Below are 19,901 nucleotides of genomic sequence, written 5' to 3'. Positions count from 1 at the left end.
AATGGGATTTTTTGATAAGCTGAAAAAAGCTTTTTCTTTTGAACCGGAAAAGGAAGAAAACGAAGCTGAAAAAGTTGCAGACAAAGCGGAAACGGAGACGTCAGGTGCCAATGTCGCAGATTCTGCTGAAGAAACTTCAAAATCTGAGCTCATTGAAAAAAAAGCTCAACCAGAGCCTGATCAAGCAGGTGAAGAAACTCATAAAACAGATGGCGAAAATGATTCGGAACAGTCAGCTTCAAAAGATGTTTTGGAAGAAAAAACTGAAGAAGAGCGCTATGACAAGGGACTTGCCAAATCTCGCAAGGGCTTTGGCGCAAAAATCAATGCGCTTCTTGCAAATTTCAGACACGTTGATGAAGATTTCTTTGATGATTTGGAAGAAACGCTGATTGAAGCAGACGTTGGTTATGAAACCGCTATGAATATCAGTGATGAGTTAAGAGATGAGGTCAAACTCAGAAATGCAAAAAAGAAGTCGGACGTTTCGGATGCAATCATTGAACGATTGGTGAACTTGTATGAAGAAAGCGGCAAAGGTGAGGACAACGCCCTGCATTTTGCCAAACAAGGTCCAACGGTCTTCTTGTTCGTCGGTGTCAACGGCGTCGGCAAGACAACGACGATCGGGAAATTGGCTCATCGCTATAAAGAAGAAGGCAAAAAGGTTCTTTTGGCTGCTGGCGATACGTTTAGAGCAGGAGCAATTGAGCAATTGGCAGAATGGGGCAGAAGAGTCGGGGTCGACGTTGTCAAAAAACCTGAACAAAGCGATCCGGCAGCCGTGGTTTATGATGCGGTCGTCAAAGCCAAACAAGAAAACTACGATATTTTGCTGGTTGACACGGCAGGGCGTCTGCAAAACAAAGTCAATCTGATGAAGGAGCTTGACAAGATCAAACGTGTCATTACGCGTGAAATTCCCGATGCTCCGCACGAAGTCCTGCTTGCGCTTGATGCAACGACAGGACAGAATGCGCTGACGCAGGCCAAACAGTTCAAAGAGGTAACGGACGTTACGGGCATTGTTTTGACAAAGCTTGACGGAACGGCTCGCGGCGGCATCGTGCTTGCAATCAGAAACGAATTGAAGCTTCCGGTCAAACTTGTCGGCCTTGGCGAGCAAATGGATGATTTGCGCGACTTTGATCCGCAAGAATTTGTCATTGGATTGTTCAAGGGACTTGTTGCAAAGGACAGGTGATTTTTGGTGGCAATCGAAAAAACCAACCGAATCAATGCTTTGTTTGATTTTTACGAACCTTTGCTGACCGAAAAGCAGATGACTTATATCGCGCTTTACTACAGAGATGATTATTCTTTGGGAGAAATTGCAGAAAATTTTGAAGTTTCAAGGCAAGCGGTATATGATAATATCAAGCGAACAGAAAAAATTCTTGAAGAATATGAGGAAAAATTGGGATTGTATCGCCAATTTGAACAGCAAAGTCAAAAAACGGATGAGGTTTTGGATTATGTCAAAAATAAATATCCGGATGACAGGAAACTGATCGAGCTGGTCGAAAATCTTGAAAAAATGGAAGAATAAAAATCAGGAGGCCCTTATGGCATTTGAAGGTTTAACCGAACGTTTGCAAAATGCAATCAGCAAACTGAAACGAAAAGGAAAAATTAGCGAATCAGACGTTAAGGAAGTCATGCGCGAAATCAGGCTCGCACTGTTGGAAGCCGATGTTAATTTTAAAGTCGTCAAAGATTTTGTTAAGGAAGTCAAAAACAGGGCGGTCGGTGCAGAAGTTCTCGAAAGTCTGACGCCGGCACAGCAAATAGTAAAAATCGTCAATGAAGAACTGATCAAGGTTATGGGTGAAAGTGCCGTTTCCTTGAACAAATCCAAAAAGATTCCGACAGTCATCATGATGGTCGGACTTCAAGGTGCCGGCAAAACTACTACGGCAGGAAAACTTGCATACAAACTTAAAAAAGAAGAAAATGCGCGTCCTTTGATGATTGCAGCCGACGTCTATCGTCCTGCTGCCGTCGATCAGTTGAAAACGGTCGGAAAAAGCATCGATGTTCCCGTGTTTGAACTCGGCACGGACGTTGATCCGGTTGAAATCGTTCGTCAAGGGATGAAACTGGCTGAAGAACAAAAAAATGACTATGTGATTATTGATACGGCAGGTCGTTTGCAGATCGATGAAAAGCTGATGAACGAACTTGCAAGAATCAAAGAGCTGACGCATCCTGATGAAATTTTGCTGACCGTCGATTCGATGACGGGTCAAAATGCAGTGGAAGTTGCACAAGGGTTCAACGATACTTTGGACGTGACAGGCGTTGTTTTGACCAAACTTGACGGTGATACGCGCGGCGGTGCCGCACTTTCCATCAGAGCGGTTACCGGCAAGCCGATTAAATTTATCGGTCAAGGCGAAAAAATGACGGCACTTGACGTTTTTTACCCTGATCGAATGGCTTCAAGAATCCTTGGCATGGGCGATATGCTGACTTTGATCGAAAAGGCTCAACAGGATTTTGATCAAAAGAAAGCAGAAGAGCTTGCCGATAAGATGCGTGAAAACACATTTGATTTCAATGATTTTATTGAACAAATGGAGCAGGTGCAGAACATGGGGCCGATTGAAGATATCATGAAGATGATTCCTGGAATGGCCAATAATCCTGCTTTGAAGAACGTTAAGGTTGATCCAAAAGATATTGAGCATACGAAAGCCATCGTCTATTCGATGACGCCTGATGAACGTGAAGATCCCGATATGCTCAATCCAAGTCGCAGAAGAAGAATTGCTGCAGGGTCGGGACGACCGATTCAGGAAGTAAATCGCATGATCAAACAGTTCAAGCAAATGCGCGATATGATGCAAAAGATGACGAACGGAAATTTTGGCGGCATGGAAAACATGTTTGGCGGCGGCGTTTCAGGAAAGCTTGCGAAAATGTCAGTCAATCGCATGATTAAAAAGAACAAAAAGAAGAAGCGCGCCAAGATTAAAAAGCAAAAACAACAAAAGAGACGCAAAAAATAATTCGGCAAAATTGTTGATATGACGGTGTTTTTATCATAAATCGCAAAAAAAAGCAGACTGTCAAGAAATTTTACTTTACACGGAGCAAAAATACTGGTATATTAGTAATCGTTGAGAAGATAACTAGGAGGTGTAAATGCATGTCAGTTAAAATTCGTTTAAAGCGTATGGGTTCTAAGAAGCGTCCATTCTACCGCATCGTTGTGGCTGATTCACGTTCACCGCGTGATGGCCGTTTCATCGAAACGGTTGGTACGTACAACCCATTGACAGAACCAGAACAAGTAACGCTTAAAGAAGAAGCAATCATGAATTGGTTGAGCAACGGCGCTCAACCTTCAGATACTGTTCGTAACATTCTTTCGAAGCAAGGTGTTATGAAGAAGTTCCACGAAGCTAAGTTTTCAAAGAAGTAAGGTAGATTATTATGACAGAAGCAGATGTGAAGCAATTAATTGTCACTATTGTCAAGCCACTAGTTGCTGATCCTGATGCGATTAAGATTGAGACCGATCGGGATGCACATTTCCTTAATTTTAATCTATCCGTTGCGCCTGATGACGTTGGGCGCGTAATTGGAAAACACGGGCGGGTTGCTCAGGCAATTCGAACCATCGTTTATAGCGTTCGTGTTGGCGACTCTTTAAGAGTTCGTTTAAATATCGTAGACGATTAATCGGGACCTTTGGTGAAACAGTGATGATTTCATCAGAGGTTTTTTTGTTAAGATATTTTTGAAAGGAATTTACCAATGAATTACTATCAAGTAGGCAAAATTATCAATACGCACGGCATCAGAGGCGAAGTTCGCGTGTTGTCGACGAGCGATTTCACTGATGAACGTTTTATGCCTGGCAATTCTCTGTATTTATTCGATAAAGGGTCGCTTGTAAAAGAAGTGGTCGTTAAAACTCACAGAAAGCATAAGCAATTTGATCTGTTGTCGTTTGAAAAATTGGAAGATATCAATCTTATTGAAGGTTTTAAAGGATTCGACATCAAAATTTCTGAAGATCAGCAACAAGACTTAGAAGATGGATCTTATTACTATCATCAGATCATCGGCCTTGATGCGGTCACTTTGGACGGCGAAAAAATTGGCAAAATCAGCGAAATCCTTGCCCCTGGTGCAAATGACGTGTGGGTCGTTAATCGAAAAGGCAAAAAGGAATTGCTGTTGCCTGTGATTGATGACGTAATCAAAAAAGTCGATCTCGAGCAAGGAATGGTCGTGGTTGATTTGTTGGAAGGGTTGGACGATTAGTGAAGATTGATATTTTAAGTCTGTTTCCTGAAATGTTCACGGGGCCTTTAAACGAATCAATCGTAGGCAAAGCCGTAGAAAAAGGTCTTCTGAACATCAGCGTAACAGATTTCAGAGATTACACGACAAACAAGCAGCATCATGTCGATGATACGCCGTATGGCGGCGGAGCAGGAATGCTGCTTCAGGCACAGCCGATTTTTGACGCGCTGGATGCGGTTTCGGAACGTGAAAACGGACTCGGAAGGGTTATTTTGCTTGATCCTGCCGGAAAAAAATTTAACCAAAAGATGGCAGAAGAATTGTCCAAAGAACAGCATCTGACGTTTATCTGCGGACATTATGAAGGTTATGATGAGCGAATCAGAACGCGCGTGACGGATGAAATTTCACTTGGAGATTTCGTTTTGACGGGCGGTGAGCTCGGTGCGATGGTCGTGATTGACGCAACCGTCAGATTGCTTCCTGACGTTTTGGGAAATTCAGAGTCGGCACCGGGCGATTCGTTTTCAACGGGATTGCTTGAGTATCCTCAATATACGCGTCCAGCAGATTTTAGAGGAATGAAAGTGCCAGAGGTCCTGACCAGCGGCAATCATCAAAAAATTGCGGAATGGCGCAACAAAGAATCTTTGCGACGGACGTTTTTGAGGAGACCCGATCTGCTTGAGGGGTACGAATTATCCAAGCAGGAAGAAAAATGGCTTCGTGAATTTAAAACAAAGTATCAGGATGATCAAATCTGATTTTTGAGGACCGAGTTTGGACTCAGTCCTTTTTTACGTGCATTTATAAGGATAAAAATGTAAAATGAAGAGTGTTGTTGTTTTTTAAATCGTGACGTGAATTATGAATAATATTTTAAAATAAATAGATAATATAGTGCATATTTATTAAATCAGTTTAAAATTGCTCTAAGCCGGTCGATATTCTGTGATGTAGGAGTTTTGGGCTGATTTGCTATATTGTGCATTTTAAGGAGAATTAGGATGCTTAAAGATATAATTGGCCGAAACATTACTGCGATGGTTACTGATGAAAATGAGAAGTTTGTTTTTGCACAAAAAGATGGCATGACGTTTCGTTTGGATAAATCTGAATTGATAAAGCTCCCTAAGCTTGGCTCGATGATTACCGGCTTTGCATATGAAAATGAAAAACATCAGTTTCAACTGACAAAAAATCCTCCTCGTTGCGGTTTTGATCGCTATGCTTGGGGAACGGTCAAAGATGTTCAGCGTGGCTTGGGTGTTTTTGTCGATATAGGTTTGAAAAATAAGGACGTTGCAGTTTCTTTGGATGAACTTTCAGAACTTTTTGAGCTGTGGCCTAAGAAAGGCGATCGGTTGATGATTGCTTTAAAAGTTGATGAAAAAGGACGTCTTTGGGGAACGTTGGCGACAAGCGAAATGTTTCAAGCAGTGAGTGTCAGGGCAGATGCAAAAATGAAAAACAAGAACGTTGAAGCAACTGCTTATCGCTTGAAAATTGCCGGAACATACGTGATAACTTCGGATTATTATTTGGGATTCATTCACCCGACTGAGCGGGAAAAAGAACCGCGTCTGGGCGAAGTACTGAATGCAAGAGTTATCGGCATCCGTGAAGACGGGGTGTTGAATCTGTCGCTTCTTCCAAGAGCCTATGAGGCAATTGATGACGATTCCGAGATGTTGTTGGCAGCTTTAGAGCATACAAGAGACGGGCGCTTGCCTTTGTGCGACAAGAGTTCCCCTGAAGAAATCAGAAGTTATTTCGGAATCAGCAAGTCTGGATTCAAACGTGCAGTTGGCCACCTGCTTAAAGCCGGAAAAATTAAGCAAGAAGCCGGTTTTTTGATTTTGATCAGATGACTTTAAGGGGGCCTTAGGATGAATGAATTAGAAAAGATTGAAGACAAACTGCATGAAGCAGGCTTCAAACTGACACCCCAAAGGCGCGCAACGATCGAACTTTTGCTCAATCACCATACTGAGCATTTAACGGCTGAAGAAATTTACGCATTGCTCAGGGACAAGCACCCTGACGTAGGGTTGGCCACCGTCTATAGGACGTTGGATATTTTAACCGATATTCAAGTTTTAAACAAAATCAGTTTTGAAGACGGAATGTCTCGTTTTGATCTGAAAACGGATGACAGCGGCCATTTTCATCATCATCTCGTCTGTAGTGTCTGCGGCAAGGTTCAAGAGATTCACGAGGATTTGCTTTTAGACGTTGAAAAGCGTGTCGATCATCAGTTCCATTTTGCAGTATCTGACCATCGTTTGACATTTTTAGGAGTTTGTGAACAGTGTCAGCGAAAAGAAAGATTAGCAAGAATTGAGGGTGGACGTCATAGAACTTCAAAGAATATTAAATGATTATCTGCACTACTTGAAAGCCGAGCGAGGATTATCCGAAAATACGGTTTCAAGCTACGGATTGGATTTGCAGCAGTTCATCAATTATTTGAGCGAACGTAAAATTACGGATCTGAATGATGTGGATAAGCAAGTAATTGTTGATTATTTGGATTGTTTGATGAATAAGGGGAAGGCGAATGCATCAATTATTCGATGCGTTACGAGTTTGCGAAAATTTTTCCAGTCGATGAAACAAGACGAAAAAATTCAGGATGATCCGATGATTTCGATTGAAACACCGAAAGGTGAAAAGCATTTGCCTGAGGTTCTGTCGACAGAAGAAGTTGAAATGCTGCTTAATGCTCCGGATACGTCACAAACTTTGGGAATACGCAACCGTGCGATTCTTGAGCTGATGTATGCGACCGGACTGCGGGTCTCCGAAGTCGTCAACCTCAAACTTGAGGATCTGCACCTTGATGTCGGCATAATTCAGACCATGGGAAAAGGACGAAAAGAACGAATCGTTCCGATTGGAGACGAGGCAATCGTCTGGATTAACAACTATCTCAATGATGCCAGACCCGAGCTTTGCAAAAGCAAGCGCAGTCCGTTCCTGTTCGTCAATTTTCATGGCGAACGTCTGACACGACAAGGAATATGGAAAAACCTCAAAAACGAGGTCAAGAAGGCAGGAATCACCAAGAACGTCACGCCTCATACTGTGCGGCATTCTTTTGCGACCCATATTCTTGAAAACGGAGCCGATTTGAGAATCGTTCAAGAACTTTTGGGACATTCGGATATTTCGACAACGCAGATTTATACGCATATTTCTAAGAAACGTCTGTCTAAAATCTATGATGAGTCACATCCCCATGCATAGCTGTTTGTTTTAGTCGTCAAATTGTGGTAAAGTATTGTAGAGTACGAAAATGGCAAGTTTGCCACGGAGGGATTAAATGCTTTATAAGTATAAGAACGACTATGAAAAAATAGCTATGGGTTTGTTGTCGTTTATTCCTGATTTGAAAGAAATCTCGCATCTTAAATCCTGTTTTGAATGGTATCGTGCTGAAGATGACAGACACCTTTATTTATGGAAAAATGAAAATGGTGATTTTATTGCAATTGCCGGCATTGAAGTCGATGATGCTTCGAAACTGGTGATGCTGCGTCATATTTCAGTTACGCCTGCTGAACGGAACCATGGGGTGTGTTTCAAGGTAATGGATGCATTATCCAAGCTTTACCCTGATTATGAGCTCATGGGCAGTTTGGAAACGGCGGGGTTGCTTTCCAAATGGGAGAATCAGAACGGAGTAGCCGATGAAAATAAGTGATGATGGCAAGTTGACTTTCAAATTACCGACTTTTGAAGGACCATTGGATCTTTTGCTCCATCTTATCAAAAAGAATGAAATGGATATCTATGATATTCCGATGTCAAAGATTACTTCTCAGTATATCGACTACCTGCATCAGATGCAGAGTTTAGAGCTTGATATTGCTGGGGAGTATTTAGTTATCGCTGCAATGCTGGTTAACATAAAAAGCAAAATGCTTCTTCCAAGCACCAATGCTGAAACAATGATCGATGATGAAGATGTGATTGATCCGCGTGAAGAACTTGTCGCACAGCTTGTTTTGCACCAGACGTTTCAAGAGGCAGCAGGCAATTTGCGTTTGTTGTCGGACGAACGGATGAAACAATATACGCGTGAGATGGAAGATCCGCCTAAAGAGTCTTTAAAAGATCACCTTGAGCCAAACGGGGGAAATTTGAAGGCTCTAGGAAAGGCTTTTGCCAAGTTAATGATGAAGCGAAAATTAAAAGAGCCGGTTAAAAGGAAAATCAATCTTGAAAAATACAGGTTAAAGGACGAAATCGAGATTCTTGAAAAAAAGATCAGGGAAAACAAGGAACCGATCATTTTTGAGGATCTTTTTCCAAAAAATGCCGAAGTGGAACTTGTGGTAACGATTTTCATGGCGATGCTTGAATTGATGAAACGGCATGAATTGAAAGTTTTACAGGAAAAAAATTTTGGCTCAATTATACTGACGGGTGGTGATGCAAGTGCTGTCGAATCAGGCGAAGATTGAAAGTCTGTTGTTCGTTAGCGGAAGCGAGGGAATTTCTTTAACAGAAATTTCACAGCTTATCGGGTTGCTCAAACCGGCTGTCCACGATCAGATACTGCGCCTAAACAAAAAGTATCAAGAGGACAGTTCATGCAGTTTTGAAATCATCGAAGCTGGCGAACGATATCGTCTTGCTACGAAAAAGGTTTTTTCGAATCTTCTTAAGCAATATTTTGAGGCTCCGTCGATGATCGAGATTTCCGGAGCTTGTCTTGAAACGTTGTCGATTGTTGCATATAAGCAGCCGGTGACAAGAATTGAAATTGAAGAAATTCGCGGCGTTCAATCCGGTGGCATGATTCAAAAACTGCTTTTGCTGGATTTGATAAAAGAAGACGGAAGGCTTGATGCCCCGGGACGTCCGATTCTTTATTCAACGACGACGAACTTTTTGGATTATTTTGGAATCAAGACGCTTTCCGAGCTTCCGGAACTTCCAAAAGACAAAGATGAACAGGCATCGGATGAAGACGTTTTGGAATTGTTTAATGCAAAATTGTACGAGGAAGAACAATAAGGAGGATCATATGGCAGAGGTCAGATTACAAAAAGCGATGGCTGATGCGGGCGTTGCCTCGCGACGTGCAAGCGAAAAGCTGATTCTTGAAGGACGAGTCAAAGTCAATGGCGTTGTTGTCAAAGAGCTCGGGACCAAGGTCAAAGGCGACGATGCGATTGAAGTGAACGGAACGCTGATTGAACGCGAAAGAAACAAAGTATACTATCTTTTTTATAAGCCGCGCGGCGTTATCAGTGCCGTTAAAGATGATAAAGGCCGCAAGGTCGTTACTGATTATTTTGAAGGTGAGAAGAATCGGATTTATCCGATCGGACGTTTGGATTACGATACTTCGGGCATTTTGCTTTTGACAAATGATGGAGAACTGGCAAACTTGCTGATGCATCCGCGCTATAAAGTCGACAAGACGTATGTTGCAAAGGTAGAAGGACTTGTCCAAAGCGATGATTTGAAACGTCTTCGCAAAGGCGTCAAAATGAAAGACGGGCATTACAGCGCAAGAGCAAAAGCCAAGGTGATTTCAAGCGATCGTGCCAAAAATCATTCAATCGTTTCTTTGACGATTCATGAAGGAAGAAACCATCAGGTCAAGAATATGTTTGAGACGATCGGACATCCGGTAATGAAACTCAAACGAGAGACATACGATTTTTTGACGCTGAAAGGGCTGACTTCGGGGCAATACCGCGAACTTAGCAATGAAGAAGTCAAAACGTTGTATGAGAACGCGAGAAAAAATAGCAAGTTGAAATAAGCGGCAAACTGTGCTACAATCAATATCGTTAAAATATAATCAAGTTAATCTTCAGGGCAGGGTGAAAATCCCGACCGGCGGTATAGTCCGCGACTCTCTTATTGAGATTGAACTGGTTTGATTCCAGTACCGACAGTTATAGTCTGGATGAAAGAAGATAGGGCTTTTTTTGTGCAGTTTTAAGGCCGTTTTTGGCAGATGAGATTGAACATGATTTAACCCCTGTTGCTCTGTTGAGTGGCAGGGTGTTTTTGTCCTTCTTTGGGGGTTAACGTGGGAGGAATTATTATGAGAAACAGTATTTCTGTTCGCCGCGGCGCAATTGCCGCATGTCTTGCCGCAATTTCTTACGTGTTGATGTATTTTTCGTTCGTCATCATCCCGATCGTTCCGTTTATGAAGCTTGACTTCTCCGATATCCCGATTCTTCTGGGATTGTTCATTTTGGGACCATGGGCCGGACTTGAAATTGCCGCGATAAGGTCGATCATCTATTTTGTGCTCACGGGCGTTTCTTTGCCGCATATGATCGGAGTCGGACTGAGTTTTGTTGCAACGATGGTCTTTTGCTATCCTTTGTATTTTATGATGAGGGATAAGAAGTTCACGTTGAAAAATGCAGTGCTTGCTATCGCTGCTTCGATGATCAGTTTGACGGTTGTTTTATCCTTAACCAATTTTTTCGTGACGATTCCGCTTTACATGAACCTGCTCGGCATGAAGCTTGGCATGCCGCTTTCCAAGATGGTCTTGTTCGGCGTAGTTCCGTTCAACCTGATTAAGGGAGCAATTATTGGCGGTTTGTTTGCTTTAGTTTATTGCAGATTGGAATCATGGGTTTCGGTTCAAGCACATAAATTTGTTTAATAAAATCGTTTTTGAAAGTCTGAAAATATCATCATTTTGTAAAAAAAACCGATGTTGTTGGCATATGCCAACAGCATCGGCTTTTTAAAATGCTGTATTTTAACGATTCTTTATACGATGAATCTGATCAATCTAATCTTTGTTTTTCATTTCTGCCAGATGTGCTGCTAAACGTTTATCTCCTTTTCTGAGTTCGATCAGCGTCCAAATCAGCAATGCCAAAATTGCGACGATTAAAAAATAGGCAATCATGTGAGCATCTGAAAGCTGTGCGGCAGTCGGATGGTCACCGTAGAAGTCCGCAATGGAATCCGGAAGTCCTTTTAAGTTGAGGAACGTCAGCGCAATGACCGAGAACCATCCCAACAGTTTGACCCAGAACTTATTGGCAAAACGTTTGCCCATGCTGTCTTCACTGTTGGTCATGATCAGCAGCGGAAGCATTGAAAACGGCAACGCTAAAGCCAAGAAGACCTGTGAGTTGTTCATCAGGGTATTTAAGGCTTCGTGCTGCTGAAGTTCGCTTTGACCGGCAGTCAGCGTGACGCAAAAGAGCACAGGAACGACTGAAATCAAACGCGTAATCAAGCGTCGTGCCCAAAGCGGCATTTTCATATGAATGAACCCTTCCATGATGACTTGTCCGGTCAGAGTACCTGTGATGGTTGAATTTTGACCGGATGCAAGCAATGCAATGGCAAAAAGAACAGACAAAGCTCCTGATTTGGCAACTGAAACCAAAAGGCCGTTGCTAAGCGTCGACGTATCAGACAAGGCTTGATAAAGTCCGAAGAACGAAGGATCCTTAACCGCACCGTCCTTGAACACCGCAACGCCCATAATCAAAAGCAGGCAGTTGACGACGAAAGCGGCAGATAATTGAATATTGGAATCCCAAGTCGTAAAACGAACTGCTGATGCGACATCATCATCATCATCATGATTGATGTTGCGGGTTTGCGAAATCGCAGAGTGAAGATAAAGATTATGAGGCATGACGGTTGCCCCGATGATTCCCAAGGCGCCCTGAATAGGCGTCATGCCACCGACAGAAGGGCCTGAAGCAAATGTTTTTGATGTCGGAATGAAACCGGCAAAGACTGCTCCCCAGTCAGGATTGGACAAGGCAACTTCATAGACGAAAACAAAAAGGATTACCAAGATGAGCGCAACAACGATTGCTTCAATTTTTCGAAAACCGATCTTAGTCAATAATAGCAATAACAAAACATCGAGTACCGTAATGAAGACGGCATAAATCAACGGAATTCCGAATAAAAGATATAAGGCAATCGCAGCCCCGATGACTTCAGCAATATCGGTGGCCATGATGGCAAATTCGGTTAAAATCCAAAGGATGATTCCAAGCGTGCGACCGGTTCTTGCCCGAATGGCTTGTGCCAGATCCAAACGAGTCACAATGCCAAGTTTAGCCGCCATGTATTGCAAAAGCATCGCAATCAAACTTGACATCAATATAACTGACATTAGCGTATATTGAAAGTTTTGACCGCCTGTAATGGACGTTGACCAATTGCCGGGATCCATATATCCGACAGCGACAAGCGCACCGGGACCTGAATAGGCAAGCAGGGTTCTCCAAAAACCTTTTCCCTTTGGAACTTTAACGGTACCGTTGATTTCTTCAAGGGACGGACCGTTTGCATATTGAATAAGTTTATGCTTATTCTTATTTTCAGTGTTATTCACAATGAAAACCACCTTTCCTCGAATTACATTTCAATTTTACAACAGGTTAAGCGAAATTAAAAGTATTTTTAGGGTAACCTTATAAAATATTTTCATAGTCTTTGAAACGTGTCTGAAAAAATAGCCGTAAGGGCAATTTAAAGGATTTGAAATACTTTTTGAAAATCGTTTCATGAAAAAAGGACGTATGTTATAATGAAAAGAACTTAAAATGGGGGAATCAAAATGAGCAACTCATTAGCCGTGCAGCGCGTCTTGATTTATTATGATGATGAATCTGCCAGACGATCAACCGTAATCAGGCAGCTTTTGACAAATCGCCTGACGACTTCGTCACGTTTTTGGGGGATGTGCTACGAGTTATTGGATGTCGTCAATACTGATTATGAGTTGGGAATGAACCTTGAAAGGATTTCTGATCTTGCGGTGGACAAGGGATGGCTTGAAAAAGATTCAGATTCTGCTTATTTGCTGACGCCTTTTGGCAAAAAAGTTCGTGATGATTATCTCAGTCTGCATAAAAAGTTGAAAAAACCGGAACTTTTTGCCAAATACAGCTATCGAAAATTCTCCGCTTTGGTGACTTTATGCGTTCAAGTGGCGTCCGAATTAAGCTTTGGCAACAGAAGCTACGTTCCAATCACGACGGATTATCATCTGTTGCAGATGTTCAAGGCATGGTATCTTGCATATGGCAAAGCCGGAGCGGCTGAGGTCAGGATTGATTTGGAAAAATTTTTGAAAGAAGAAGATGAAACTGATGCCGCGGTTTTCATGTCAAGGTTTGCGGGACATGAAACGTCCGGTCGAACCAAAGAACAAATTGCGGACGACTATAATCTCGAGGTAAGCGACGTTGTGATAACGGAACGAGATTTGATGATTCGGTTCGGTGAATTCGTCATCAACGAAGGTGGAAGCTTGGCCGAGCTTTTCAAGCACGAATTAAACGAGGGACTTGTCTCTTCAAGTGCTTTGAAAACTTATGAAATGGTTTGTCAGGGAAAAAGCGCGGATGAAGTTGCGAGATTCAGAAGACTGAAGAGTTCAACCGTAATCGAGCACTTGTTGGATTGTGCAATCGTTTTTGACGAATTTCCGTTTGAAAGATTTGTCTCATCGGAAAAGAGATCACGAATTGAAGAGGTTTACGTAGGTCAAAAAACTGTTTGCTGGGATTTTCACAAGCTGGAAGGAACCGGAATTTCTTTTTATGAATATCGTTTGGTTCAGATAGAAAGGATAAAGGAAAATGGATCTGCATACTAAGCTGCTTGAAGAATTGCATAAGCATTTTGGATATGATTCCTTCAAGCAAGGGCAGGAAGAGATCATTATGAATCTGATCAACGGTAAAAACGTCCTTGGAATTTTGCCGACCGGAGTGGGAAAATCGCTTTGCTACCAATTATATGGATATGCAACAAAGAGCCGCATTTTGATTGTTTCTCCGCTGATATCTTTGATGCAGGATCAGGTTGCAAATTTGCGCCTTCTAGGCGAAAAAAGGGCGATTGCCATTAATTCCGAATTGAATCCGGCCGATAGAAACAACGTTTTGGCAACGCTTGATGCGTATCGATTCGTGTTCGTGTCGCCTGAGATGCTGAATTCCGAAACGGTTTTGCGAAGGCTTAATCGTTTTCATCCGTCGCTTTTGGTCGTTGATGAGGCTCACTGCATTTCAACGTGGGGACCGGATTTCAGACCGGACTATCTGTTTTTGGGAACGGTGGTCAAAAAACTTGGAACACCGCTTGTTTTGGCGTTGACTGCAACCGCAACCAAAAAAGTCGAAGCGGATATTTGTCGGATTTTGTTTTCGGGTCGAAAAATCGACAAGGTCAGATGTTCGGTCGACCGCCCCAACATCTTCCTTGACATCGAAGAAGTCGAAAATGATGCTCAAAAGGACGAACTTCTGATTGGGCTTGTTGAAAAGATGAGAGGACCGGGGTTGATTTATTTTTCAAGCAAGAAGAAGGCTGATGAAACAAGCCGCATGATTGGGAGAAAGACCGGTTTGCGGGTTGCCGCCTACCATGCCGGGATGCTTTTTGACGAACGATACAGCGTTTTGCAACAGTTTTTGCACGGGGACCTGGACGTTGTTTGTGCTACGAGTGCTTTTGGCATGGGCATCAACAAACCGGACATTCGTTACGTCATCCATTACCATATTCCGCTTGATTTGGAGAATTACGTTCAGGAATTCGGACGATGCAGCCGTGACGGCAAACAGGGGATTGCAATTTTGCTTTATCAAAGAAAAGATCTCAAACTTCAGGAGTATTTGATTGAAAATTCTCTCCCGACTGCATGCGAAATTGATTCATATTTCAAAAGCAATGCCAGGAACAAGGCTCTTTTGAGACAAGAAGAGCGTTATTTGCTGATTGAAAAGTATCTTAGAAACGGTCTGAGCCAAGAAGAAATGAAGAATTTTGCGGCCAACCGTCTGGTTGAAAGAAAAAAATCTTTGGCTAAGATGCGAAACTATGCCGAAACAAAGGGATGCTTGCGCAAATTTATCGGTGAATATTTCGGAGATGAGGTTTTGCCAAAGAAGGATTTTTGCTGCAACCATTGCAACAGAGAAGACAGTTTCGAAAAGATGGGGTTGCTTTTTGAAAAAAAGGTGTCAAAGCATTCAAAAGCACCCGGATATGAAGAGATTTTAAGAAAATTATTTGCATAAAAACATGCAAAGCACATAAATTCTACTATTCAGACGGCAATTATGGTATCATGAAAAATGATACTGGTCGAGGGGGCATTATTTATGGGTAATAGAAACGATAATCACGATGACAAGCCCTGGGAAAAAAAGTTCGAAGACGGCAAGGATGAGAACGGGCTTTACTCACGTCGTGCAAGCAAGCGAAAAGACAAGTTGAATTCGCGTCTGCCTTTGTTGTTGCTTTTGGTTTTTTGCTTCGTGATTGTAGCAACAATCGCACTGTATTTCATATCATTAAAAACTGCGGCACAACCCACAAATGACGATGGCAGAAATATTGAAGTCGTGACTTCCAGTTCCTCGAAGAGTTCTTTCAAGAAATCTTCAGCAAAGAAACACAAGAAGTCAAGCTCAACCAAAAAAGAGGCGGAGTCTTCAAGCTCGCAGTCTGAAAGTTCTTCACAGTCGGAATCTTCAAGCGAATCAGAATCTTCGAGCGCAGCGGAATCTTCATCTTCCGTTTCAGAAGAGTCTAGTTCTTCCAGTCAAAGCGAAGGGTCACAATACGTAACGGTTGCTGCCGGTCAGGGACTTTACCGCATCGCGGTCAACAACGGCCTGACGGTTGATCAGCTGGTTCAGCTTAATCCCGGTTTGACTCCGAGTTCGACGGTGACTCCGGGGCAGCAGCTGCGCGTAAAATAATTTTTAGGAGTTATCATTAAGATGAAATTGCAAATTGCCATTGACGGTCCGGCATCAGCCGGCAAAAGTACCGTCGCTAAGCTCGTAGCCAAGAAGCTCGGCTACGTTTACTGCGATACGGGAGCCATGTATCGCGCCACCACATATGCTGCCAAGAAAAATCACGTTGCATATGATGATGATCAAGGATTGAAGGAAATGCTTGAAAAAACGGAAATCAGATTCGTTCCGGCTGAGCCGGAGCAAAAAGTTTTTGTAAATGAGACCGAGGTTACGAAAACAATTCGCCTTCCGGAAATTGCAAACAATGTTTCAACCGTTTCTGCACAAAAAAGCGTTCGTGCGGATTTGACGGAACGTCAGCGCATGATTGCCGAAAAAGGCGGAATCGTAATGGACGGCCGTGACATCGGGACAACGGTGCTACCAAATGCCGAGGTTAAAATTTTCCTGGTTGCAAGCGTTCATGAGCGTGCCGTGCGGCGTTTCAAGGAAAACGTTGAAAAGGGCATCGATACGCCATTGGATGTCTTGGAAAAAGAGATCGAAGAACGAGATTACAAAGATTCTCATCGAAAAATTTCACCGCTCACGCAAGCAAAAGATGCAGTTTTGGTTGACACGACGTCGCTTTCGATTGAAGAAGTCGTTGCCAAAATCATGGAAATAATTGAAAAAGTGCAGAAATAGTGTGTTAATACTGGAAATTTTTTCATCAATCAGTTAAAATGGTAAATAGAGTTAGTCGTTAAGGAGGACATGGTCCATGAGTGAATCAGAAAACAAGGATTTATTGGAAGCTTTGAACAGCGTTAAAACCGTTGAAGTCGGTGACGTTGTCAAAGGCGAAATTTTGGCATTCGATGATCAAAAACAAGTCATCGTGGGTATTGAAGGTACAGGTGTTGAAGGCGTTGTGCCTGCTCGTGAATTGACATCTGGCGTCGATGAAGGAGCATATAAGGTAGGAGACGAACTTGATCTTGTCGTTATTTCGAAGATCGGTTCCGATAAGGAAGGCGGCAGTTTCTTGTTGTCACAACGTCGTTTGGCAGCCCGCAAGGTTTGGGACGACATCGAAAAGAAATTTGAAGCAGGCGAAACGATTAAGGCCCCTGTTACGCAAGTTGTTAAGGGCGGTTTAGTTGTTGATGCCGGTGTTCGCGGATTCATTCCTGCATCCATGGTCTCCGATCATTTTGTTGAAGATCTCAACCAATACAAGGGTCAAGAACTTGAACTCAAGATTGTTGAACTTGAACCAAGCGAAAATCGTTTGATTCTTTCACATAAGGAAATCGTTCAACAAGAACACGAACGCAAGCAAACAAAAAGGCCGTTTTGGACAAGCTTGTCGTTGGTGACGTTGTTGAAGGCAAAGTTGCTCGTTTGACGAACTTCGGAGCATTCATCGATCTTGGCGGCGTTGACGGTTTGGTTCACGTTTCAGAAATTTCATTCGAACGCGTTGGCAAGCCTTCTGACGTATTGAAAGTTGGCCAGGACGTCAAGGTTAAGGTTCTTGCCGTAGATCCTGAAAGAGATCGTATTTCGCTTTCAATCAAGCAAACATTGCCTCAACCATGGGACAACATTACTGAAAAAGTTGCTGAGGGTGATGTTTTGGAAGGTACCGTTAAGCGTTTGACGAGCTTTGGCGCTTTTGTCGAAGTGTTCCCAGGCGTTGAAGGCTTGGTTCACATTTCACAAATTTCACATAAGCATATTGCTACGCCTAATGAAGTTTTGGCCTCAGGCGAAAAGGTTAAGGTTAAAGTTTTGAACGTTAATGCCGAAGAACATCGTTTGGCTCTTTCAATCAAAGCTTTGCAAGAAAAGCCTGCTGCTGAAAAGAAGCAAGAAGCTCCTGTTGAAGAAGAAAAAGTAGAAATTCCTGAAGAAGATACAGGCTTTACGATGGCCGATCTTGTCGGGGACGAATTGAAAGATCAAGACTAAGATTGATCGCTGAATGTTTCAGCATGGCTGGCCCGTTGATTTCTTCGGGCCAGTTTTTTTCTGAAAACGATCTAGTCATTTTATGATTAATAATTATCAGAAAGCGAGGCGTTATTATGGCAAACCCAGTAGTTGCGATTGTCGGTCGTCCTAACGTTGGCAAATCGACCGTTTTTAATCGAATTGCCGGTGAAAGAATTTCAATTGTTGAAGATACTCCAGGAGTGACGAGAGATCGAATTTATGCTCGGAGCGAATGGATGGGACAGGCATTCAACTTGATCGATACTGGCGGAATTGATATCGGGGATGAACCTTTTGTCACCCAAATTACGGAGCAGGCAGAAATCGCAATCGATGAGGCTGACGTGATCGTTTTTGTCACAAGCGTCAAAGAAGGCGTGACGGATGCGGACGAAAAGGTAGCGCGCATTTTATATAAGACGGATAAGCCGGTTATTTTAGCCGTAAACAAGGTCGATAATCCCGAAGTAAGAAGCGAGATTTATGATTTCTACTCGCTCGGATTCGGTGATCCGGTTCCGATTTCAGGGACGCATGGCATCGGAACGGGTGATTTGCTGGATTTGATCGTCAAGAATTTTCCTGAAGATGCGACCGAAGAGATTGATGATTCTATCAAATTCAGTTTCATCGGGCGTCCGAATGTCGGCAAATCGTCTCTCGTTAATGCGATTTTGGGCGAAAACCGCGTGATTGTTTCTAATATTGAAGGAACGACTCGTGATGCCATCGATACGAAATTTACGACTGATGACGGATCGGTTTACACGATGATTGACACTGCTGGAATTCGCAAGAAGGGCAAAGTTTATGAAAATACGGAAAAATATTCCGTCTTGCGGGCAATGCAGGCAATTGATCGTTCCGATGTCGTTTGCGTCGTGTTGAATGCCGAAGAAGGAATTCGTGAACAAGATAAGCACGTCGCAGGCTATGCGCACGATGCCGGTCGCGGAATCGTAATTGTCGTCAATAAATGGGATACGCTCCAAAAGGACAGCTATACGATGAAAGAATTTGAAAGTCATATCAGAAGCGAGTTTCAGTATCTCAGCTATGCACCGATCGTTTTTGTTTCGGCTAAAACACATCAAAGGCTGAATGAATTGCCCAAGCTGATCAGACGCGTTGATGAAAATCATTCCAAGCGCGTTTCTTCAGCAGTCTTGAATGACGTCATCATGGATGCGATCGCGCATAACCCGACACCGACCGATAACGGCAAAAGATTGCGCATTTACTATGCGACACAGGTTGCAGTCAAGCCGCCGACGTTCGTCATTTTCGTCAATGATCCTGAATTGATGCATTTTTCATATGAAAGATTCCTGGAAAATCAGTTGCGGGCGGCATTTGATTTCGAAGGGACACCATTGCACCTGATTGAAAGACGAAGAAAATAAGTAAAAGCAATGTAAATGAATGAAAAGTAAAAAAAGTCTGAAATATGCTGAAAAACGTTGCTATATGGGGCTTTCTATGCTAAATTAATAACTGAGCAATGATTTGTTAGACGTTGTTGCTTCAAGTGATATTTCATATATCATGACTTCATTATGGAGGTGAAGTATTTATGGCAAACAAAGCACAATTGATCGAAACTGTTGCAGAAAAGACAGGTTTGACAAAAAAGGATGCTACTGTTGCAGTTGACGCCGTTTTTGGTTCAATTCAAGATTTTCTTGAAAAGGGCGATAAGGTTCAATTGATCGGTTTTGGCAACTTTGAAGTACGCGAACGTGCAGCACGCAAAGGTCGCAATCCGCAAACGGGCGCAGAAATCGAAATTCCTGCAAGCAAGGTGCCGGCATTTAAGCCTGGTAAAGCTCTTAAGGATGCAGTTAAATAATTAACTGGAGATTCTGCGTAAGGGGAGATGGAGTTACCATCTCTCTTTTTTTATGCAAATTCTTATTA

At 42.7% G+C, this 19,901-nt stretch carries 22 protein-coding genes, 1 pseudogene and 1 riboswitch; of the genes and pseudogenes, 22 read left to right on the top strand and 1 reads right to left on the bottom strand.

Going from position 1 to position 19,901, the window contains the following annotated elements; translation table 11 throughout:
• The first annotated feature begins 1 nt into the window (after position 1).
• The 15 genes from ftsY (at position 2) to LRC_RS06235 (ending at position 10,906) form a co-directional block, all read left to right on the top strand.
• Positions 2-1,204 carry a signal recognition particle-docking protein FtsY gene (gene ftsY / locus LRC_RS06305; protein WP_014073647.1) on the top strand — a complete coding sequence of 401 codons (1,203 nt, stop codon included), beginning with the start codon at positions 2-4 and terminating at the stop codon, positions 1,202-1,204.
• Between the two features lie 6 nt (positions 1,205-1,210).
• A complete protein-coding gene (locus LRC_RS06300; protein ID WP_014073646.1) occupies positions 1,211-1,549 on the top strand; it encodes a putative DNA-binding protein in 339 nt (112 codons plus the stop codon).
• A 16-nt stretch (positions 1,550-1,565) separates the two neighbouring features.
• A complete protein-coding gene (gene ffh, locus LRC_RS06295; RefSeq protein WP_041820007.1) occupies positions 1,566-3,011 on the top strand; it encodes a signal recognition particle protein in 1,446 nt (481 codons plus the stop codon).
• Positions 3,012-3,151: 140 nt separating this feature from the next.
• On the top strand, positions 3,152-3,427 hold the full coding sequence (gene rpsP / locus LRC_RS06290; RefSeq protein WP_003698600.1) for a 30S ribosomal protein S16: 276 nt from the start codon (positions 3,152-3,154) through the stop codon (positions 3,425-3,427).
• An 11-nt stretch (positions 3,428-3,438) separates the two neighbouring features.
• Positions 3,439-3,687 (top strand): KH domain-containing protein, encoded by a 249-nt coding sequence (locus tag LRC_RS06285; protein WP_014073644.1) that lies wholly within the window; start codon positions 3,439-3,441, stop codon positions 3,685-3,687.
• A 75-nt stretch (positions 3,688-3,762) separates the two neighbouring features.
• Positions 3,763-4,275, top strand: a complete 513-nt coding sequence (rimM, locus tag LRC_RS06280) for a ribosome maturation factor RimM (protein ID WP_014073643.1) — start codon at positions 3,763-3,765, stop codon at positions 4,273-4,275.
• Positions 4,275-5,021 (top strand): tRNA (guanosine(37)-N1)-methyltransferase TrmD, encoded by a 747-nt coding sequence (gene trmD / locus LRC_RS06275; protein WP_003694201.1) that lies wholly within the window; start codon positions 4,275-4,277, stop codon positions 5,019-5,021. Before rimM ends, trmD begins: the two co-directional genes overlap by 1 nt.
• A gap of 243 nt (positions 5,022-5,264) precedes the next feature.
• The gene (locus LRC_RS06270) at positions 5,265-6,128 is read left to right on the top strand and encodes a CvfB family protein (RefSeq protein ID WP_014073642.1); all 864 of its coding nucleotides are present in this window, start codon (positions 5,265-5,267) and stop codon (positions 6,126-6,128) included.
• Between the two features lie 18 nt (positions 6,129-6,146).
• Positions 6,147-6,638, top strand: a complete 492-nt coding sequence (gene fur / locus LRC_RS06265) for a ferric iron uptake transcriptional regulator (RefSeq protein WP_014073641.1) — start codon at positions 6,147-6,149, stop codon at positions 6,636-6,638.
• Positions 6,604-7,506, top strand: coding sequence for a site-specific tyrosine recombinase XerD (gene xerD, locus LRC_RS06260; RefSeq protein ID WP_014073640.1), 903 nt, complete (start codon positions 6,604-6,606; stop codon positions 7,504-7,506). The genes fur and xerD overlap by 35 nt, the downstream gene beginning before the upstream one ends.
• A 76-nt stretch (positions 7,507-7,582) precedes the next feature.
• Complete coding sequence (locus LRC_RS06255; RefSeq protein ID WP_014073639.1) at positions 7,583-7,963, top strand: GNAT family N-acetyltransferase; 381 nt, start codon at positions 7,583-7,585, stop codon at positions 7,961-7,963.
• Positions 7,950-8,726, top strand: a complete 777-nt coding sequence (locus LRC_RS06250; RefSeq protein ID WP_014073638.1) for a segregation and condensation protein A — start codon at positions 7,950-7,952, stop codon at positions 8,724-8,726. Before LRC_RS06255 ends, LRC_RS06250 begins: the two co-directional genes overlap by 14 nt.
• Positions 8,701-9,282, top strand: a complete 582-nt coding sequence (gene scpB, locus LRC_RS06245; RefSeq protein ID WP_174519767.1) for an SMC-Scp complex subunit ScpB — start codon at positions 8,701-8,703, stop codon at positions 9,280-9,282. Before LRC_RS06250 ends, scpB begins: the two co-directional genes overlap by 26 nt.
• Before the next feature lie 10 nt (positions 9,283-9,292).
• On the top strand, positions 9,293-10,039 hold the full coding sequence (locus LRC_RS06240) for a pseudouridine synthase (RefSeq protein ID WP_014073636.1): 747 nt from the start codon (positions 9,293-9,295) through the stop codon (positions 10,037-10,039).
• Between the two features lie 43 nt (positions 10,040-10,082).
• Positions 10,083-10,202: riboswitch (FMN riboswitch) on the top strand.
• A gap of 125 nt (positions 10,203-10,327) precedes the next feature.
• Positions 10,328-10,906, top strand: a complete 579-nt coding sequence (locus tag LRC_RS06235; RefSeq protein ID WP_014073635.1) for an ECF transporter S component — start codon at positions 10,328-10,330, stop codon at positions 10,904-10,906.
• Between the two features lie 132 nt (positions 10,907-11,038).
• On the opposite strand, the gene LRC_RS06230 is transcribed toward LRC_RS06235, so the two are convergent.
• Positions 11,039-12,616 carry an Nramp family divalent metal transporter gene (locus LRC_RS06230; RefSeq protein WP_014073634.1) on the bottom strand — a complete coding sequence of 526 codons (1,578 nt, stop codon included), beginning with the start codon at positions 12,614-12,616 and terminating at the stop codon, positions 11,039-11,041.
• A 225-nt stretch (positions 12,617-12,841) separates the two neighbouring features.
• On the opposite strand from LRC_RS06230, the gene LRC_RS06225 reads away from it, so the two are divergent.
• The 7 genes and pseudogenes from LRC_RS06225 to LRC_RS06195 all read left to right on the top strand — a co-directional run bounded on the left by LRC_RS06225 (position 12,842) and on the right by LRC_RS06195 (position 19,833).
• Positions 12,842-13,885 carry a helix-turn-helix domain-containing protein gene (locus tag LRC_RS06225; protein ID WP_014073633.1) on the top strand — a complete coding sequence of 348 codons (1,044 nt, stop codon included), beginning with the start codon at positions 12,842-12,844 and terminating at the stop codon, positions 13,883-13,885.
• Positions 13,869-15,314 carry a RecQ family ATP-dependent DNA helicase gene (locus tag LRC_RS06220; RefSeq protein ID WP_014073632.1) on the top strand — a complete coding sequence of 482 codons (1,446 nt, stop codon included), beginning with the start codon at positions 13,869-13,871 and terminating at the stop codon, positions 15,312-15,314. Before LRC_RS06225 ends, LRC_RS06220 begins: the two co-directional genes overlap by 17 nt.
• 84 nt (positions 15,315-15,398) lie before the next feature.
• The gene (locus tag LRC_RS06215; protein WP_014073631.1) at positions 15,399-16,001 is read left to right on the top strand and encodes an SAG1386/EF1546 family surface-associated protein; all 603 of its coding nucleotides are present in this window, start codon (positions 15,399-15,401) and stop codon (positions 15,999-16,001) included.
• A gap of 21 nt (positions 16,002-16,022) precedes the next feature.
• A complete protein-coding gene (gene cmk, locus LRC_RS06210) occupies positions 16,023-16,691 on the top strand; it encodes a (d)CMP kinase (protein ID WP_014073630.1) in 669 nt (222 codons plus the stop codon).
• Between the two features lie 76 nt (positions 16,692-16,767).
• A pseudogene (rpsA, locus tag LRC_RS06205) lies at positions 16,768-17,960 on the top strand (30S ribosomal protein S1).
• Between the two features lie 116 nt (positions 17,961-18,076).
• Entirely contained in the window at positions 18,077-19,387 is a 1,311-nt protein-coding gene (der, locus tag LRC_RS06200) for a ribosome biogenesis GTPase Der (RefSeq protein ID WP_014073629.1), read from the top strand.
• A 170-nt stretch (positions 19,388-19,557) separates the two neighbouring features.
• Positions 19,558-19,833, top strand: a complete 276-nt coding sequence (locus LRC_RS06195; protein ID WP_003694175.1) for an HU family DNA-binding protein — start codon at positions 19,558-19,560, stop codon at positions 19,831-19,833.
• The last annotated feature ends 68 nt before the right edge of the window (positions 19,834-19,901 follow it).

It is taken from the genome of Ligilactobacillus ruminis ATCC 27782, assembly GCF_000224985.1.
Taxonomy (GTDB): Bacteria; Bacillota; Bacilli; order Lactobacillales; family Lactobacillaceae; genus Ligilactobacillus; species Ligilactobacillus ruminis.
The sequence above is the reverse complement of the archived record's forward strand: the minus strand, read 5'-3'. Positions and strand labels throughout refer to the sequence as shown.

Excerpts from the sequence above, each read along its gene's own strand:
- ftsY (WP_014073647.1), top strand. The coding sequence starts at position 2 with ATGGGATTTTTTGATAAGCTGAAAAAAGCTTTTTCTTTTGAACCGGAA.
- ffh (WP_041820007.1), top strand. The coding sequence starts at position 1,566 with ATGGCATTTGAAGGTTTAACCGAACGTTTGCAAAATGCAATCAGCAAA.
- rpsP (WP_003698600.1), top strand. The coding sequence starts at position 3,152 with ATGTCAGTTAAAATTCGTTTAAAGCGTATGGGTTCTAAGAAGCGTCCA.
- LRC_RS06285 (WP_014073644.1), top strand. The coding sequence starts at position 3,439 with ATGACAGAAGCAGATGTGAAGCAATTAATTGTCACTATTGTCAAGCCA.
- rimM (WP_014073643.1), top strand. The coding sequence starts at position 3,763 with ATGAATTACTATCAAGTAGGCAAAATTATCAATACGCACGGCATCAGA.
- LRC_RS06270 (WP_014073642.1), top strand. The coding sequence starts at position 5,265 with ATGCTTAAAGATATAATTGGCCGAAACATTACTGCGATGGTTACTGAT.
- fur (WP_014073641.1), top strand. The coding sequence starts at position 6,147 with ATGAATGAATTAGAAAAGATTGAAGACAAACTGCATGAAGCAGGCTTC.
- LRC_RS06255 (WP_014073639.1), top strand. The coding sequence starts at position 7,583 with ATGCTTTATAAGTATAAGAACGACTATGAAAAAATAGCTATGGGTTTG.
- LRC_RS06250 (WP_014073638.1), top strand. The coding sequence starts at position 7,950 with ATGAAAATAAGTGATGATGGCAAGTTGACTTTCAAATTACCGACTTTT.
- LRC_RS06240 (WP_014073636.1), top strand. The coding sequence starts at position 9,293 with ATGGCAGAGGTCAGATTACAAAAAGCGATGGCTGATGCGGGCGTTGCC.
- LRC_RS06235 (WP_014073635.1), top strand. The coding sequence starts at position 10,328 with ATGAGAAACAGTATTTCTGTTCGCCGCGGCGCAATTGCCGCATGTCTT.
- LRC_RS06225 (WP_014073633.1), top strand. The coding sequence starts at position 12,842 with ATGAGCAACTCATTAGCCGTGCAGCGCGTCTTGATTTATTATGATGAT.
- LRC_RS06220 (WP_014073632.1), top strand. The coding sequence starts at position 13,869 with ATGGATCTGCATACTAAGCTGCTTGAAGAATTGCATAAGCATTTTGGA.
- LRC_RS06215 (WP_014073631.1), top strand. The coding sequence starts at position 15,399 with ATGGGTAATAGAAACGATAATCACGATGACAAGCCCTGGGAAAAAAAG.
- cmk (WP_014073630.1), top strand. The coding sequence starts at position 16,023 with ATGAAATTGCAAATTGCCATTGACGGTCCGGCATCAGCCGGCAAAAGT.
- der (WP_014073629.1), top strand. The coding sequence starts at position 18,077 with ATGGCAAACCCAGTAGTTGCGATTGTCGGTCGTCCTAACGTTGGCAAA.
- LRC_RS06195 (WP_003694175.1), top strand. The coding sequence starts at position 19,558 with ATGGCAAACAAAGCACAATTGATCGAAACTGTTGCAGAAAAGACAGGT.